At 54.5% G+C, this 15,238-nt stretch carries 13 protein-coding genes and 1 pseudogene; 5 read left to right on the top strand and 9 right to left on the bottom strand.

The window, feature by feature from the left end:
- Positions 1-22 precede the first annotated feature (22 nt).
- Positions 23-235, bottom strand: coding sequence for a DUF1471 domain-containing protein (locus HVX72_RS21230; protein ID WP_042292481.1), 213 nt, complete (start codon positions 233-235; stop codon positions 23-25).
- A gap of 126 nt (positions 236-361) precedes the next feature.
- Entirely contained in the window at positions 362-1,198 is an 837-nt protein-coding gene (fdhD, locus tag HVX72_RS21235; protein WP_181822236.1) for a formate dehydrogenase accessory sulfurtransferase FdhD, read from the bottom strand.
- Positions 1,199-1,389: 191 nt separating this feature from the next.
- Here fdhD and fdnG point away from each other — a divergent pair, with 191 nt between their 5' ends.
- The 4 genes from fdnG to fdhE all read left to right on the top strand — a co-directional run bounded on the left by fdnG (position 1,390) and on the right by fdhE (position 7,183).
- Positions 1,390-4,440 carry a formate dehydrogenase-N subunit alpha gene (gene fdnG / locus HVX72_RS21240; protein ID WP_082636871.1) on the top strand — a complete coding sequence of 1,017 codons (3,051 nt, stop codon included), beginning with the start codon at positions 1,390-1,392 and terminating at the stop codon, positions 4,438-4,440.
- Positions 4,441-4,452: 12 nt separating this feature from the next.
- A complete protein-coding gene (gene fdxH, locus HVX72_RS21245) occupies positions 4,453-5,355 on the top strand; it encodes a formate dehydrogenase subunit beta (RefSeq protein ID WP_060570983.1) in 903 nt (300 codons plus the stop codon).
- Entirely contained in the window at positions 5,352-5,987 is a 636-nt protein-coding gene (gene fdoI, locus HVX72_RS21250) for a formate dehydrogenase cytochrome b556 subunit (protein WP_042292467.1), read from the top strand. The genes fdxH and fdoI overlap by 4 nt, the downstream gene beginning before the upstream one ends.
- 266 nt (positions 5,988-6,253) lie before the next feature.
- The gene (gene fdhE / locus HVX72_RS21255) at positions 6,254-7,183 is read left to right on the top strand and encodes a formate dehydrogenase accessory protein FdhE (RefSeq protein WP_042292465.1); all 930 of its coding nucleotides are present in this window, start codon (positions 6,254-6,256) and stop codon (positions 7,181-7,183) included.
- Between the two features lie 34 nt (positions 7,184-7,217).
- Here fdhE and HVX72_RS21260 read toward each other — a convergent pair.
- Positions 7,218-7,586 (bottom strand): annotated as a pseudogene (locus HVX72_RS21260) (type II toxin-antitoxin system VapC family toxin).
- Positions 7,586-7,834, bottom strand: coding sequence for a CopG family transcriptional regulator (locus tag HVX72_RS21265; protein ID WP_060570982.1), 249 nt, complete (start codon positions 7,832-7,834; stop codon positions 7,586-7,588). Before HVX72_RS21265 ends, HVX72_RS21260 begins: the two are co-directional and overlap by 1 nt.
- 199 nt (positions 7,835-8,033) lie before the next feature.
- Between HVX72_RS21265 and HVX72_RS21270 the strand changes: the two genes are divergently transcribed.
- Positions 8,034-8,981 (top strand): alpha/beta hydrolase, encoded by a 948-nt coding sequence (locus HVX72_RS21270; protein ID WP_060570981.1) that lies wholly within the window; start codon positions 8,034-8,036, stop codon positions 8,979-8,981.
- On the opposite strand, the gene fabY is transcribed toward HVX72_RS21270, so the two are convergent.
- The 5 genes from fabY to HVX72_RS21295 all read right to left on the bottom strand — a co-directional run bounded on the left by fabY (position 8,951) and on the right by HVX72_RS21295 (position 14,765).
- Positions 8,951-9,892 carry a fatty acid biosynthesis protein FabY gene (gene fabY / locus HVX72_RS21275; RefSeq protein WP_042292459.1) on the bottom strand — a complete coding sequence of 314 codons (942 nt, stop codon included), beginning with the start codon at positions 9,890-9,892 and terminating at the stop codon, positions 8,951-8,953. The two genes, HVX72_RS21270 and fabY, sit on opposite strands and share 31 nt — an antisense overlap.
- 44 nt (positions 9,893-9,936) lie before the next feature.
- A complete protein-coding gene (dtd, locus tag HVX72_RS21280) occupies positions 9,937-10,374 on the bottom strand; it encodes a D-aminoacyl-tRNA deacylase (RefSeq protein WP_181822237.1) in 438 nt (145 codons plus the stop codon).
- Complete coding sequence (locus HVX72_RS21285; RefSeq protein WP_042292454.1) at positions 10,371-11,243, bottom strand: virulence factor BrkB family protein; 873 nt, start codon at positions 11,241-11,243, stop codon at positions 10,371-10,373. Before HVX72_RS21285 ends, dtd begins: the two co-directional genes overlap by 4 nt.
- The gene (yihX, locus tag HVX72_RS21290; RefSeq protein WP_042292451.1) at positions 11,237-11,836 is read right to left on the bottom strand and encodes a glucose-1-phosphatase; all 600 of its coding nucleotides are present in this window, start codon (positions 11,834-11,836) and stop codon (positions 11,237-11,239) included. The genes HVX72_RS21285 and yihX overlap by 7 nt, the downstream gene beginning before the upstream one ends.
- A 184-nt stretch (positions 11,837-12,020) precedes the next feature.
- Positions 12,021-14,765, bottom strand: a complete 2,745-nt coding sequence (locus HVX72_RS21295) for an autotransporter outer membrane beta-barrel domain-containing protein (protein ID WP_181822238.1) — start codon at positions 14,763-14,765, stop codon at positions 12,021-12,023.
- Positions 14,766-15,238: the final 473 nt, after the last annotated feature.

The following is a 15,238-nucleotide window of genomic DNA, read 5'->3' on the forward strand; positions in this document are numbered from 1 at the left end:
CTGCGCCGCCGTCCGGCAAGGCTTATTTCAGCAATTCAGCAGTCATGTGCACACGGTTACCGGTATAAGCCTGGGTAATTTTGTAGGCGCTGGCGCCAGCTTGTTCAGCCTGAGCGGCGATTTTCGCTTCCGCGCTTTCCAGCGTCGAGCCGGTTGCGGTCACGGACTGCGCGGCGAAAGTACCGAAGGACGTAGCGAGAGCTATTACTGCGACAAAAGTTTTGATGCTTTTCATGATATAAACCCTTTCACTTGGTTGTTTGAGTAAGGCACTGTGCCTTGATGTGATAAATAATAGGCCGTTACTCAGACAACTGAAAGCGGAAGGATTTGCCAATCTAATTCAAATAAACTGAATGTGTTATCCGGCAATTAACCGCTGCGGGTGCGTATAAACGGTCGCCCTGCCCGGCTTACAAAAGCCCACCAGCGTCAGGTTGCAGCGCTCGGCTACTTCCACCGCTAATGTAGTGGCGGCTGAGAGCGCAAATAAGATTTCAACGCCGCACATCGCCGATTTCTGCACCATCTCATAGCTGGCGCGACTGGATACCAGCGCCGCCCCCTGTTCCCAGGCTTTTCCTTCCCCGGCACGGCGCCCGAGCAGTTTATCCAGCGCCACATGACGTCCCACATCTTCATGACCCCCCGCCAGTTCGCCACAAGGCATAACCCAGGCTGCGGCATGGGTGCATCCGGTCAGTTTTCCGATGGGCTGAAAGTCCTTCAGATGCTGTAAAGCCGGGTCGAGACTGGCGAGATGAAACGTCTGGGTGAATGGCAGCGGCTGCACCGGTTTACCAATGTCGTTAAGCTGTTCCACGCCGCAGACGCCACAGCCAGTCCGTCCAGCCAGCGCGCGGCGACGTTCTTTCAACCCCATAAAGCGGCGGCTGGAAAGCTCAATCCGCACCTCAAGCCCGTTACAGGACGGCACGACATCCATACCAAAAATATCCTGCGGGCTGGCGATGATTCCCTCAGAAAGGGAAAAGCCAACGGCGAAATGCGTAAGATCTTTCGGCGACGCCATCATCACAACGTGCGAAATGCCGTTATAGACCAGCGCAACCGGGACTTCTTCCGCGACCTCATCCCGCTGAGGATGTTGCAAATCCTCGCGCGTCCAGAGGCTAACCTCGCGATAACCCGTGACATTTGTCACATATTCGACTTCTTCTGGATGTATCTTATTCACTTTCTTTTAACCGTATAAGAACAGACGTACCAACATTGTGGTATTCTGTCACAAACCCCACCGGGACAAGGGGAAATTGACCCAATTCTGGACCTTTGCGGTCCTCTCCGCAAAGAAAAATAACAACCACTCCCTGAGCATTCAGACTGAATGTGAATGAGAAGTGACAATGTCGAAACAAGGAGCAAACCATGCAGGTCAGCAGAAGGCAGTTCTTTAAGATCTGCGCTGGCGGTATGGCAGGCACCACGGCGGCGGCACTGGGCTTCGCGCCCGGCGTAGCGCTAGCGGAAACACGGCAATACAAACTGCTGCGCACCCGCGAAACCCGTAATACCTGCACTTACTGTTCCGTTGGCTGCGGGCTGTTAATGTACAGCCTCGGCGACGGGGCGAAAAACGCCAAAGCATCTATCTTCCATATTGAAGGCGATCCGGACCATCCGGTAAACCGCGGCGCACTCTGCCCGAAAGGGGCCGGTCTTGTGGACTTCATCCACTCCGAAAGCCGCCTGAAGTACCCGGAATACCGCGCGCCAGGCTCCGATAAATGGCAGAAGATCAGTTGGGACGAGGCGTTTGACCGCATCGCGAAGCTGATGAAAGAAGACCGCGACGCCAACTACGTTGCGCAGAACGCTGAAGGCGTGACCGTCAACCGCTGGCTGTCGACCGGCATGCTGTGTGCTTCAGCCTCCAGTAACGAAACCGGCTATTTAACGCAAAAATTCTCCCGCGCGCTGGGTATGCTCGCGGTCGACAACCAGGCGCGTGTCTGACACGGACCAACGGTAGCAAGTCTTGCTCCAACATTTGGTCGCGGTGCGATGACCAACCACTGGGTCGACATTAAGAACGCCAACCTCGTCGTGGTAATGGGCGGTAACGCCGCTGAAGCGCACCCGGTCGGGTTCCGCTGGGCGATGGAAGCGAAAATTCGCAACGGCGCGAAGCTGATTGTGATCGATCCGCGTTTTACGCGTACCGCGTCGGTGGCCGACTTCTATGCGCCGATTCGTTCCGGTACTGACATTGCTTTCCTGTCAGGCGTGATGCTGTACCTGCTGACAAACGAAAAATACAACCGCGAATACACCGAAGCTTACACCAACGCCAGCCTGATCGTGCGTGAAGACTTTGGCTTCGACGATGGCCTGTTCACCGGCTACGACGCGGAGCAACGCAAATACGACAAAACCAGCTGGAACTACGAGCTGGACGAAAACGGCTTTGCGAAACGCGACACCACCCTGCAGCACCCGCGCTGCGTCTGGAACCTGCTGAAACAGCACGTTTCCCGCTATACGCCGGACGTTGTCGAAAATATCTGCGGCACACCGAAAGCCGACTTCCTGAAGGTGTGTGAGTACATCGCGGAAACCAGTGCGAAAGACAAAACCGCGTCGTTCCTGTATGCCCTCGGCTGGACGCAGCATTCCATCGGCGCGCAAAACATCCGCACCATGGCGATGATCCAACTGCTGCTCGGCAACATGGGGATGGCGGGCGGCGGCGTTAACGCCCTGCGCGGTCACTCTAACATTCAGGGGCTGACCGACCTGGGCCTGCTGTCGCAAAGCCTGCCGGGTTACCTGACCCTGCCGAACGAGAAGCAGACCGACCTGCAAACCTACCTTACCGCCAATACGCCGAAGCCGTTGCTGGAAGGCCAGGTCAACTACTGGGGCAATTATCCGAAATTCTTTGTCTCGCTGATGAAGTCCTTCTTTGGCGACAAAGCAACGGCGGAAAACAGCTGGGGCTTTGACTGGCTGCCGAAGTGGGACAAAGGGTACGACGTGCTGCAGTACTTCGAGATGATGAACGAGGGCAAGGTCAATGGCTATATCTGCCAGGGCTTTAACCCGGTGGCGTCATTCCCGAACAAAAACAAAGTGATCGCGTCCCTGTCGAAACTGAAGTTCCTGGTGACCATTGATCCGCTCAACACCGAGACCTCAACCTTCTGGCAGAACCACGGCGAGTCGAACGATGTCGATCCGTCGACAATTCAGACCGAAGTGTTCCGCTTGCCGTCCACCTGCTTTGCGGAGGAAAACGGGTCTATCGTTAACTCCGGTCGCTGGTTGCAGTGGCACTGGAAAGGTGCCGACGCACCGGGAATAGCCCGTACCGACGGTGAAATTCTGGCGGGTATTTTCTTGCGTATGCGCAAGATGTACGCCGAACAGGGCGGCGCCAACCCGGAACAGGTGCTGAACATGACCTGGAACTACACCAAACCGGATGAGCCAGATTCGGAAGAAGTGGCGCAGGAAAGTAACGGTAAAGCGCTGGCGGATATCGTCGACCCGGCAACGGGCGCGGTGATCGTCAAGAAAGGCCAGCAGCTCAGTTCGTTCGCCCAGTTACGTGACGATGGTACCACCGCCAGCGGCTGTTGGATTTTTGCCGGTAGCTGGACACCGGAAGGTAACATGATGGCGCGTCGCGATAACGCCGATCCGTCAGGCCTCGGCAATACGCTGGGCTGGGCGTGGGCATGGCCGCTTAACCGTCGTATTTTGTATAACCGCGCCTCCGCTGATCCACAGGGCAACCCGTGGGATCCGAAACGTCAAATCCTGAAATGGGATGGGACGAAATGGAGCGGGATGGACATTCCGGACTACAGCGCCGCCGCACCGGGTAGCGATGTCGGGCCGTTTATCATGCAGCCGGAAGGGATGGGGCGCCTGTTTGCTGTCGATAAGATGGCGGAAGGTCCGTTCCCGGAACACTATGAGCCGTTTGAAACACCGCTGGGCACCAACCCGCTGCACCCGAACGTGATCTCTAACCCTGCCGCCCGCATCTTTAAGAGCGACGCCGAAGCGCTGGGTAAAGCCGATAAGTTCCCGTATGTCGGCACCACTTACCGTCTGACCGAGCACTTCCACTACTGGACCAAGCACGCGTTGCTTAACGCTATCGCCCAGCCGGAACAGTTTGTGGAAATTGGCGAGAAGCTGGCGAACAAGCTGGGCATTGCCCACGGCGATACGGTGAAAGTCTCCTCTAACCGCGGTTACATTAAGGCTAAGGCGGTAGTGACCAAGCGTATCCGCACGTTGAAAGCTGACGGCAAGGATATCGATACCATCGGTATTCCGATTCACTGGGGCTACGAGGGCGTGGCGAAAAAAGGGTTTATCGCCAATACGTTAACGCCATTCGTTGGTGATGCGAACACGCAGACGCCGGAGTTTAAGTCCTTCCTGGTGAATGTGGAAAAGGTATAACGGAGACGACTTATGGCTTATCAATCGCAAGACATCATTCGTCGTTCCGCGACTAACGGTTTCACCCCCGCGCCCCAGGCGCGGGATCACCAGCAAGAAGTGGCGAAGCTTATCGACGTAACCACCTGTATCGGCTGTAAAGCCTGCCAGGTGGCCTGTTCGGAGTGGAATGACATTCGTGATGAAATCGGCAGCAACGTCGGGGTTTACGATAACCCGGCGGATTTGACCGCCAAATCATGGACGGTGATGCGCTTCTCGGAAGTGGAACAGAACGACAAACTGGAATGGCTGATCCGCAAGGACGGCTGCATGCACTGTGCCGATCCGGGCTGCCTGAAGGCGTGCCCGGCGGAAGGGGCGATCATTCAGTATGCTAACGGCATTGTCGACTTCCAGTCTGAACAGTGCATCGGATGCGGCTACTGCATCGCCGGATGCCCGTTCGACGTGCCGCGTCTGAATCCGGAAGACAACCGCGTGTATAAATGTACGCTGTGCGTCGACCGCGTCAACGTCGGCCAGGAACCAGCCTGCGTGAAAACCTGCCCAACCGGCGCTATCCACTTTGGCTCAAAAGAGGATATGAAAACGCTGGCGGGCGAGCGCGTCGCCGAGCTGAAAACTCGCGGTTACGACAACGCAGGCCTGTACGATCCGGCAGGCGTCGGCGGTACGCACGTGATGTACGTTCTGCACCATGCCGACAAGCCGAATCTGTACCACGGCCTGCCGGAAAACCCGGAAATCAGCGCCACCGTGAAGTTCTGGAAAGGGATCTGGAAACCTCTTGCAGCGGTCGGCTTTGCAGCGACCTTTGCGGCCAGCGTCTTCCACTACGTCGGGGTCGGTCCGAACCGTGCGGAGGAAGAAGATGACAACCTGCATGAAGAGAAAGACGAGGTGCGCAAATGAAACGTCGTGACACCATCGTGCGCTACACCGCGCCGGAACGCATCAACCACTGGGTCACCGCCTTCTGCTTCGTGCTGGCGGCGGTGAGTGGACTGGGCTTTTTCTTCCCGTCCTTCAACTGGCTGATGCAGATTCTCGGCACGCCGCAGCTGGCGCGCATTCTGCACCCGTTCGTGGGCGTGATCATGTTCGCCTCGTTCATCATCATGTTCTTCCGTTACTGGCATCACAACCTGATCAATCGGGACGATATTTTCTGGGCGAAGAACATCCGCAAGATTATCGTCAACGACGAGGTTGGCGACACCGGACGGTATAACTTCGGCCAGAAATGCGTGTTCTGGGCGGCGATTATCTTCCTGGTGCTGCTGCTGGTGAGCGGCGTGATCATCTGGCGTCCGTACTTTGCCCCGGCGTTTTCCATTCCGGTGATCCGCTTTGCGCTGATGTTGCACTCCTTTGCCGCCGTCGCGCTGATCGTGGTGATTATGGTGCATATTTACGCTGCGCTGTGGGTGAAAGGCACGATTACGGCTATGGTTGAAGGCTGGGTTACCCGCTCGTGGGCGAAGAAACATCACCCACGCTGGTACCGCGAAGTGCGTGAAAAGCAGGACAAATCATCGTCCTGACCCGCTGATTATCCATCCCAATGACTCTGGCGCCGGGAACATTGTTTCCGGCGCTATTTCGTGTCAGGCTCCGCCAGCTAATCCGAACGGTGAATAGTCTGCTCCGTTAAGATCGGGTATCGTACCGCACACATTGCGATGTCACCGGTATATCCCGCAGACCGATTGCGGTTATCATTACTGATATTCACCAGAGCGGGCGCGTGGCAGGCGCCAAATCAAGAGCGGATGACAGACCACCGATCCGCCCAACCAGGAAGCACTCAATGAGCATTCGTATCATCCCGCAAGATGAGCTGGAAAAAAGCGAGAAGCGCGCGACGGATATGATCCCACCGTTATTATTTCCCCGGCTCAAAAATTTATATAACCGTCGCGCCGAACGCCTGCGCGAACTGGCAGAGAACAACCCGCTGGGCGATTACCTGCGCTTTGCTGCGCTGATCGCCCACGCGCAGGAAGTGGTGCTGTACGATCACCCGCTTCAGATAGACCTGACCGCACGCATTAAAGACGCGAACGAACAGGGCAAACCACCGCTGGATATTCACGTTCTGCCGCGCGATAAACACTGGCAAACGCTGCTGCATTCGCTGATTGCGGAGCTGAAGCCCGAAATGAGCGGCCCGGCGCTGGCGGTGATCGAAAACCTGGAAAAAGCCTCCGAACAAGAGCTGGAACAGATGGCGAGCGCGCTGTTCGCTGCGGATTTTGCCTCTGTAAGCAGCGACAAAGCGCCGTTTATCTGGGCTGCGTTGTCGCTTTACTGGGCACAGATGGCTAACCTGATCCCGGGCAAAGCCCGCGCCGAATACGGCGAACAGCGCCAGTATTGCCCGGTGTGCGGCTCAATGCCGGTCTCCAGCATTGTGCAAATTGGCACCACGCAGGGGCTGCGCTATCTGCACTGCAACCTGTGTGAAACCGAATGGCACGTGGTGCGCGTGAAATGCAGCAACTGCGAGCAGAGCCGCGATTTGCACTACTGGTCGCTGGAAAATGAGCAGGCGGCAATCAAAGCCGAAAGCTGCGGCGACTGCGGAACCTACCTGAAGATTCTCTATCAGGAAAAAGACCCGAAAGTCGAAGCGGTGGCTGACGATCTTGCCTCGTTGATTCTGGACGCCAAAATGGAGCAGGAGGGCTTTGCCCGTAGTTCTATCAACCCGTTCCTGTTCCCGGGTGAAGGGGAGTAAAGCTTACCTGGACCGGATGGCCCCGTCATCCGGTCTACAAGTGATATGGCGTGATCACCCGGTGTCCCGGCAAAGTCTTTTGTATTACGCGTCACAAGCTGACAGCGATGGATTTGGGCGGTTGCCAGGATGATCGCATTCGGCAGTTTCATACCATACTCCTGCCTCAGGCTGACGCTGCGTTCTGCGATATCCTGTGTAACGCCAATCACATTGAAGACGCTTAAAGCTATACGCGTGCGGTTTTCCTGATGATATTTCTTCGCACCGATTATTACTTCCATCCATGTGATAAGGCTAATCGCATTTTGTGGGGGATACGTTTCAAGCGCCTGTTTCGCCTCACGACGACCGCTAAACAAATCGATCTATGGGTATCAAATAATACAGACCCTTGCGGCATCACCATTCCTCGCGCAATTTCCTTTCGTATTCGATACCGTCTTCTTCGCAGCCCTGCCACAGTCCTGACGCGTTAGAAAGGGTATTTTCTGCCAGACCTTGTCTTTCAAGGTATTGTTCTACTGCTTCGCGTAATAGCTCAGCACGCGGTAGGTTGCGCTGCTTTTTGAGATCATCAAGACGCTTGATCACATCGTCTGGCAGGTCGAGTAAAACCCTGCCCATAACCATTCCAACCATCATACTCATATATCTCTCCGGCATATCGTTTGCAGCTATTTTTCGCACAACATACACCCGTGGCGGCAGAGAAAAAAGCGCTTTCAGACGTGACTTTCACTTTTGCGAGGCGCTTTCCAGAATCGCTATCACGGTAAAATTCGTCATTTTATTTCGCCCCTATCCAGGCTATAACACTGTGTATTCATACAGATAAAGGGTGAGGAATATGGCGCTGGAAAAGGGCATTGCAAAGTTGGTTGGAGACTTTATCGCCGCGGGACGCCCCTCTGTTCGCGGTCAGCGTATTGATGACAGGAGGGCGGGCTATGTCGCCAGTACGGTGCTCGCCGGCGACACGGAAAGTCGTGTCGAAGTGGAAGTGTGTGTACTCGAAGAAATAACGTTTCGGGTGGTTTCTCCCCGTCACGCATCAGGCGCGCTGCCCTGTGTGATCTATTATCACGGCGGCTGTTTTGTCAGCGGAGGATTTGCCACCCACGATAAGCAACTACGCCAGTTGGCTTACCGCAGCAACTGCCGGGTAATCGCCGTCCAGTACCGTCTCGCGCCAGAGCATACTTTCCCGGCGGCGCATGACGATGCTGAAAAAGGGGCAAATCTTGTCTGGACCTACCACGAGCGATTTGGCATCGACCGACAGCGCATTACGCTTGCCGGAGACAGCGCGGGTGGGCAGTTGGCGCTGGTAACCGCGATGCGCCTGAAAGCGGCGAAACGCTGGCTGCCTGCGCAGTTGTTACTCATTTACCCTATGCTCGACGCCACGGCGCATTTTGAAAGCTATACCCGCAATGGGCTGGATTACCTCATCACGCGTGACACATTACTTACCGGCTATGAGATGTATTTATCACACACCGACCGCCAGCACCCCGAAGCCAGCCCTTTGTGGAGAGAGGATTTCAATGGCCTGCCGCCCACTCACATTATTAGCGCAGAGTACGATCCACTGTGCGATGAAGACGAAGCGCTGTATGACCGCCTTACGGCACAGGGCGTAGATTGCACCTGCCAGCGTTACCTAGGCGTTATTCATGGATTCTTCCAGCTTGGCGGAGTAAGCCAGGCCGCGCGCAGCGCAATGCAGGATATCGCCTGGCGCATTGGACAGCAGAAGGCAGCCTACTCCTCCTCGTTCCCACCTTCTTCATAGGGACCGAAGGGCTTTGCGGGCAGGACGATATAAATGCCTTCAAATATCGCGCCGGTTGTTTCATCGCCCAACAGTTCGACCTGCAGCTGGACGCGCGCTTTTTTACCTCGCGCCAGTCGGTCGAGATCGCCGCTCAGTGAGCCGAGATCGGCTACCGCGCTGGGTCTGCCGCTGATGGGCTTGCTGTAGCGAATATGGGCGTCGGCAAGAATAATGGTGCCGCCGAGGTGGCGCTCACGCAGCATCAGCCAGATAAGCCCCCAACCGGTGAGTGTCGCCAGCGAAAACAGACTTCCGGCGAACAGCGTGTGGTGCGGGTTTTGATTGCCCGTCTCCGGCATGGTGGTAATGAATTTTTGCCCGGTGTACTGCTGAATACGTACGCCCATTTTCTCGCTTAGCGGGATATGTTCATACCAGGCCTGCTGTAGCTGTCCGCACCAGTCGCCGCGATGCAATATGTCATCGAGCGAAGCGACAGGCTTAATCATCAAAAAATGGCGTACTGGCGTGGTTTGCGGCGTGGTAATTTCGCCCTGATTCACAAAGCCCAGCTTGGCGAAGAAGTCGACCGCGTCCTCTCGAGCGCTACAGGTCACTCGCTTAACGCCCTCCTGACGCGCCACCGACTCCAGCGTCATCGCCATCAGCGTCCCCAGTCCTTTTTCCTGTACTGCGGGATCAACGGCCATAAAGCGGATAGAGGCTTCGTTATCGGCATTAATGTACAACCGTCCCACGGCAACCAAGTTACCGTCTTCATCCACGACCATCTGATGATGCGCCATCGCGTCCCAGGCGTCACGTTCGGAACCTTTTGGCTGATGCAGCGGTTTACGCAGCATTTCCCAGCGAAACTGATAGTAACGCTCTAATTCTTCTTCTGTTTGCGGTACACGAAGGTGATACATAGCCGTACTCTCTCTTGTTACCCGCGGCCACGCCGGAAGCTGATTCATACCTGAAGCCAGAACGTCACGGGACCATCGTTGACCAGCGCAACCTGCATATCCGCAGCGAAGCGTCCGGTTTGCGTGTTCATTTCCTGCTGGCGGCAGCGCCCGACGAAATAATCGTACAGCGCCTCAGCACGTTCCGGCGTTGCCCCTTTGGAGAACCCGGGACGCATGCCGCGTTCCGTATCGGCCGCCAGCGTAAACTGCGATACCACCAGCACGCTTCCGCCCACCTGCTGCACGTTTAAGTTCATCTTGCCGTCAGCATCGCTAAAAATACGGTAGCCCAGTACGCGCTCGCATAAGCGATTCGCTTTCTGCTCGTCGTCATCCTTTTCGACACCTAATAAGATTAAAAGTCCGTTGCCAATTTCACCCGTCACCTCTCCCTCCACGGTGACGCTGGCACGGGTTACGCGCTGAATGAGTGCAATCATGGTTGGTCTGCTTCTTCTTGTTCTGCGGCTTGTTTGAGTTTGCGGTATTCCCCGAGAGTGACAGTTATTTCCGCGCCAAGCAAGACGATACACCAGGTCCAGTATACCCAGACAAATAAAATCGGGATCACCGCCAGCACGCCATAAATGAGCTGATAAGACGGAAACATGGTGATATAAAGCGCGAAACCTTTCTTTCCTGCTTCGAACAGCACCGCAGCGACAAATGCGCCGACAACGGCATCACGATTGGGTACGCGCGTAGTCGGCACAATACTGTAAAGCAACCAGAAAGAGAGCCAGGAAAGGATCAGCGGGAAAATGCGCAGGACATCATCAATCACCGAATTGAGATCGCTTGCCCAGCGCAATGAAAGTAAATATGAGCTGATGGCAAGACTCGCCCCGGCCAGTAGCGGCCCGAGCGTCAGGATCATCCAGTACACGGCAAAAGAATAGACCTTTGGCCGCGTACGCTTGCTGCGCCAGATGGTATTGAGGGCGCTGTCGATGGCGTACATCAGCAGCAGCGCGGTAACGATCAGCCCACACGCCCCGACGGCGGTCATTTTGTTGGAATTCGCCACAAACTGTTCGATATAGCGCTGAATCACATCGCCTGTGGCGGGGATAAAGTTGGCAAAAACAAAGTGCCGGAGCTGAACGCTGACTTCGGAAAACATGGGAAAGGCGGCAAACAGCGCAAAAACAACCGCGATCAACGGCACTAAAGAGAGCAACGAGACGTAGGCGAGATTTCCTGCCAGCGTTGTCATATTGTCTTCATCAATGCGCCGCCAGAGCAGCTTTAGCCAGGCCCGGATCGGACGCGTATGGTGCCTGGCTTTTTGATGCGCGGTTTTTAGCATAACAGCGTCGCGAAATAATCAGGAATGGTGGATTTATCGGTCACCAGAATGCTGGTCATCCCAACCTGGTTAGCCCCTTCTATATTATCGGCGTTATCGTCAAAAAAGACCGCATCGCTCGCGGAAAATCCTTCCTGCTGGAGAACGTGCTGATAGATACGCGTTTCCGGCTTGCGCATACCGAGATCCTGAGAAAGATAGATATGATCCGCCGCCTGGCGAATCTCAGGGTACTCTTCCGGCCAGAACGTGGTATGCAGACGGTTAGTGTTCGACAGAACAACCACGCGATGTCCCTGCTCACGCAGTTTATGCATGATGTCGATCACCTCAGGCCGCAGCGCGACAAACACCGCTTGCCAGCCGTGAGAAAATTGCTCATAGCTCAGCGACAGTTCCATCTCCTGACACAGCGCTTCGGCAAACGCTTCGTCAGTGATTTCTCCGCGCTCATGCTGGTGGAAGACGTCTCCCATCGTAAAACTTTGCTTTAATGACGCCAGCGGTACACGGCTCAAATCACTCCATGCCCCTAACACGCGGTTGAAGTCGATATCGACAATCACATTACCTAAATCAAAGATATAGAGCATGTTCATCTCCTTACTCGCCGTGGATGAATAACTGTAGCGGGAAAGGCGAAGTTTGACTATCCGTCTGACTGGGAAGATCAGCGAAAAAAAAGGCGATGCATTTTCAGCATCGCCTCTGGTGACATCACCCGATTATCGGGCCTGTGGTTTCAATCTTTACAACGATTTATGGCAGCCTGTCGTATCAGAAAGTGTACTTCACGCCAAGCATCGCGGAGGTATCGCTGTAGCTGTTATCGCCCACCTGCTGCGCAACGTTACCCCAGACCTGCAGTCGTGGCGTCACCTGCCCTTCCACACCCACTTTTAGTTCGCCAATATTGCGCGTGCCGCTGATTTCATCCGTGATGGAGCCCATCTGCACAGCCTGGTTATTGGTATTGTGGATCCAGTTTGCCTCTACAAACGGCTGGAACTCACGCCCTTTACCGGCGTCTTTTTCCGCGTGCCCTTTCAGGTAAGCGCGAACGCCAAGACGGGTCATCAGATTGCCGTCAGTTTTATCTTTGACAACCGTTCCGTTATTTTCACGGTGGGTATCAGCCTGCACATCCATCCAGATAACCTGGGCTTTCGGCTGGATCCAGTAAGTTGCGTTCTCACTTTCACCGACCAGGAAGCTGTAACCGCCTTCCACAGACGCCGTGATACCGTCGGATTTGTAGCTTTCGCTGGCCAGATGGTCACCGCGAACGGTGTTATCGAACCAGTTGTACAATACCCAGCTGTCCAGGTAGGTGCCGGTTTTATCGGCTTCGTTCGCATACCAGGTGGCGTACAGGCCAACGCTATAACCGTCTACGGAACCGCGAGAGGCATAGCCTGTCTGGCTATTACGGGTTTTGCTTTTCTGGTTGGCATAGCCCGCCATCGCGCCGAGATGCCAGCGGTCAAGGCCGTCACTGCTCCATTGCGCCAGGTCGCCGCCAATTTGCAGGACGTAGCGGTTTGCCGTGGTTTTCAACTGCCCGCTGGCGTCGTCGAAGCGAGTATGACCGCCCTCGTTGCGCATCCACATACTGGTGACTTTTTCTTCTCCGGTCAGCACGTCGGTGTACTGCGTCTCACCCAGACGGTCGTGCAGTCGGGTGATAAACATCGTGTTGGCTGCGTAATTGTTCGCCAGATAGCTGCCAAATTCCGGACGATACTGGTGCTCAACCGGCGTGGGTTCAGGCGCAGGCGGCGTCGGTGGTGTTGGAGGCTCCGGCGGCTCAGGAGGGTCAACCGGATCGACCGGGTCTGGCGGTGTCGGAGGCTCTGGCGGATCGACCGGATCGGGATCCGGTTCTTCCGGCGGATCCACAGGCGTCAGCTCACTGGTCAGGTACCAGTCACTGGCTTTTTTCACCACATCGTAGTCATAAGCGCCCGCGACAATACGTCCGGCTTTGGTGAAGGTACCGTCAGAGTTCCCTGCGACCTCAACGATTTTGATACCGTCAACAGTCAGCTCGCCCATGCCGCCAATGTTGTTAATGCCGACGTTGGTATTGCCGGAGGTATCGCCCTGTACAATCAGCTTATCGGTAAATGAACTGTCGCCTTCCAGAACCGTGTTCAGTACCAGCAACGCGTTAGTACCAATATAGTTACCCATCACGGTCAGGGTCTTGAAGGTGGACTGATCGTCGCGGGATACGCCGTCAGGGCTGTAGCGCAGCGTCGCCTGATCCAGCGTCAGGTTAGTCAGCGTGGAGTCTTTGGTCATCGTCCACAGGCTGTCGCCGCCTTTCATGTTCAGGTTAACTTTTGACGTGGCGTCTACGCTGGACGAGCCGACGAACAGGGAAGTATCTGCCATATTCAGCGCCACGGTACCGCCATTGATGGCGTTGATATTGCCTTCAATATCAAACACGCCTTCGCTGTCAGTCAGCGCCGTTCTGTCGATGTTTAACCGGTCGGTCCTGAGATACGTATCGGCAATCTCCGGCACTGCCAGCGCCTGGCTGGCAATGATTGAATCAACGCCGTTGGCCTGAATCACATCGGCGCTGTCAGCCACTCTCAGCTTCGCGCCTCCCGCCAGATACACCGTACCCGGACGGATATTATCCGTGTAGGTACCTTGCTGTTCCGTAGAGGCGTAAATAGCGAATGCGTTGGTTCCCGTGGTTGAAATATCCACCCCGTCACCTAGCTGGATAAGGCCGCCCTTATTGGCGTAAACAGCATGCCCCGCTTTGGTGGTGGTAGAAATTTCAGAGTCATCGCCGATAAAGACATACGCATTACCTTTGGTGTTATGGCTTTTCCCTTGCAGAATATCCACAATCCCCATGCCGTTGGTATCTCTGTCCCGGTTACCGGCGTAAACAGCGTAGCCTTTACTGTCTGCCACATTCGCCGCAGTACCCGTGCCTGTGACTTTCAACACGTTTTTTCCGGCCAGGACAATAATGCTGTTTGCTCCCGCGTTCTGGAAGTTATTCGCCCGGACGGCAACGCCATCTTTTACCGCAATATTCGCAGATTCAGAGACATAAATCAGAGAGTCGTAGTTATTATTAAAATCGGACGCCGCATTAATGCCGTCAGCCGACGACCCCGTGGTTTCAATTGTTAAATTTCTGGCTTTAAAAAAGACCGCTTCGCTGTTGCCCCTAATCGCATCGGCAGCAGAACCGGACGTTTTAATAGTAATGTCTTTCAGACTTGGCGCATTCATGCCGTTCGTCTGTAGATAAACACCAAAGCCCCCGAGCGGGGATGTAGCGCCTGTCCCGGTGGTTGTGACGTTAATCAGATCGTAATCACCAAGGGGAGTAGCACCTGCGTAATAATAAAGTACGTTGTTATGGTCCAGCGTCAGCTCCGCGTCTGCTATCGGAACATGGCCGCCTACAGCAATAAGCGCAACGGCAATGCTTAATGCCGTCTTATTAAAAAGCGCGCTCTTTTTCAGATCTTTATTCATGGTTTTCATATTTCCACCTTTTCCTTAACGTTTGTTTTTACACGTACTCGTCAGGAATCAGGACTCCGTTTTCTAATGAAAATAACTGCTTGAAAAAACCAAAGGTAAAAGGACCGCGCTCTTTAAATTAAAGCGACGCCGAACTTAAAAATTTATGCACCTTACCTTTTACGGCATAAATATCTTTAATTAATCGGGCTGTCAATGGGTCTTAAATAACGTAAATTAATATTCAGGAGGATTTTTTCTTAATTATTTGCATTATTCCTGGGCGTTTTTTTAGCCAAAATAGAAACAACGTTCCTAAAGCCAAATCAGCAAATAAATCAAAGAGTAAAAAAAGCATTTTTTGTAAAAAGAAGGGCGTTTTAGGAGTAATGTTTTTGACACCAGGATAATTATCAAAATCTGATTTTTGTGATAAAAAACCGCCGGGACGGCGGCGATTTTTCAGTAGTGTCTTCCGGAATGCTTACGTTCAA

Origin of the sequence: Citrobacter sp. RHB21-C05 (assembly GCF_013889015.1) — a bacterium.
Taxonomy (GTDB): Bacteria; Pseudomonadota; Gammaproteobacteria; order Enterobacterales; family Enterobacteriaceae; genus Citrobacter_A; species Citrobacter_A sedlakii.

Bases quoted from the DNA above. Each gene is read 5' to 3' on its own strand.
- HVX72_RS21230 (WP_042292481.1), bottom strand. From the start codon at position 235: ATGAAAAGCATCAAAACTTTTGTCGCAGTAATAGCTCTCGCTACGTCC.
- fdxH (WP_060570983.1), top strand. From the start codon at position 4,453: ATGGCTTATCAATCGCAAGACATCATTCGTCGTTCCGCGACTAACGGT.
- fdoI (WP_042292467.1), top strand. From the start codon at position 5,352: ATGAAACGTCGTGACACCATCGTGCGCTACACCGCGCCGGAACGCATC.
- fdhE (WP_042292465.1), top strand. From the start codon at position 6,254: ATGAGCATTCGTATCATCCCGCAAGATGAGCTGGAAAAAAGCGAGAAG.
- HVX72_RS21265 (WP_060570982.1), bottom strand. From the start codon at position 7,834: ATGAGTATGATGGTTGGAATGGTTATGGGCAGGGTTTTACTCGACCTG.
- HVX72_RS21270 (WP_060570981.1), top strand. From the start codon at position 8,034: ATGGCGCTGGAAAAGGGCATTGCAAAGTTGGTTGGAGACTTTATCGCC.
- fabY (WP_042292459.1), bottom strand. From the start codon at position 9,892: ATGTATCACCTTCGTGTACCGCAAACAGAAGAAGAATTAGAGCGTTAC.
- dtd (WP_181822237.1), bottom strand. From the start codon at position 10,374: ATGATTGCACTCATTCAGCGCGTAACCCGTGCCAGCGTCACCGTGGAG.
- HVX72_RS21285 (WP_042292454.1), bottom strand. From the start codon at position 11,243: ATGCTAAAAACCGCGCATCAAAAAGCCAGGCACCATACGCGTCCGATC.
- yihX (WP_042292451.1), bottom strand. From the start codon at position 11,836: ATGCTCTATATCTTTGATTTAGGTAATGTGATTGTCGATATCGACTTC.
- HVX72_RS21295 (WP_181822238.1), bottom strand. From the start codon at position 14,765: ATGAAAACCATGAATAAAGATCTGAAAAAGAGCGCGCTTTTTAATAAG.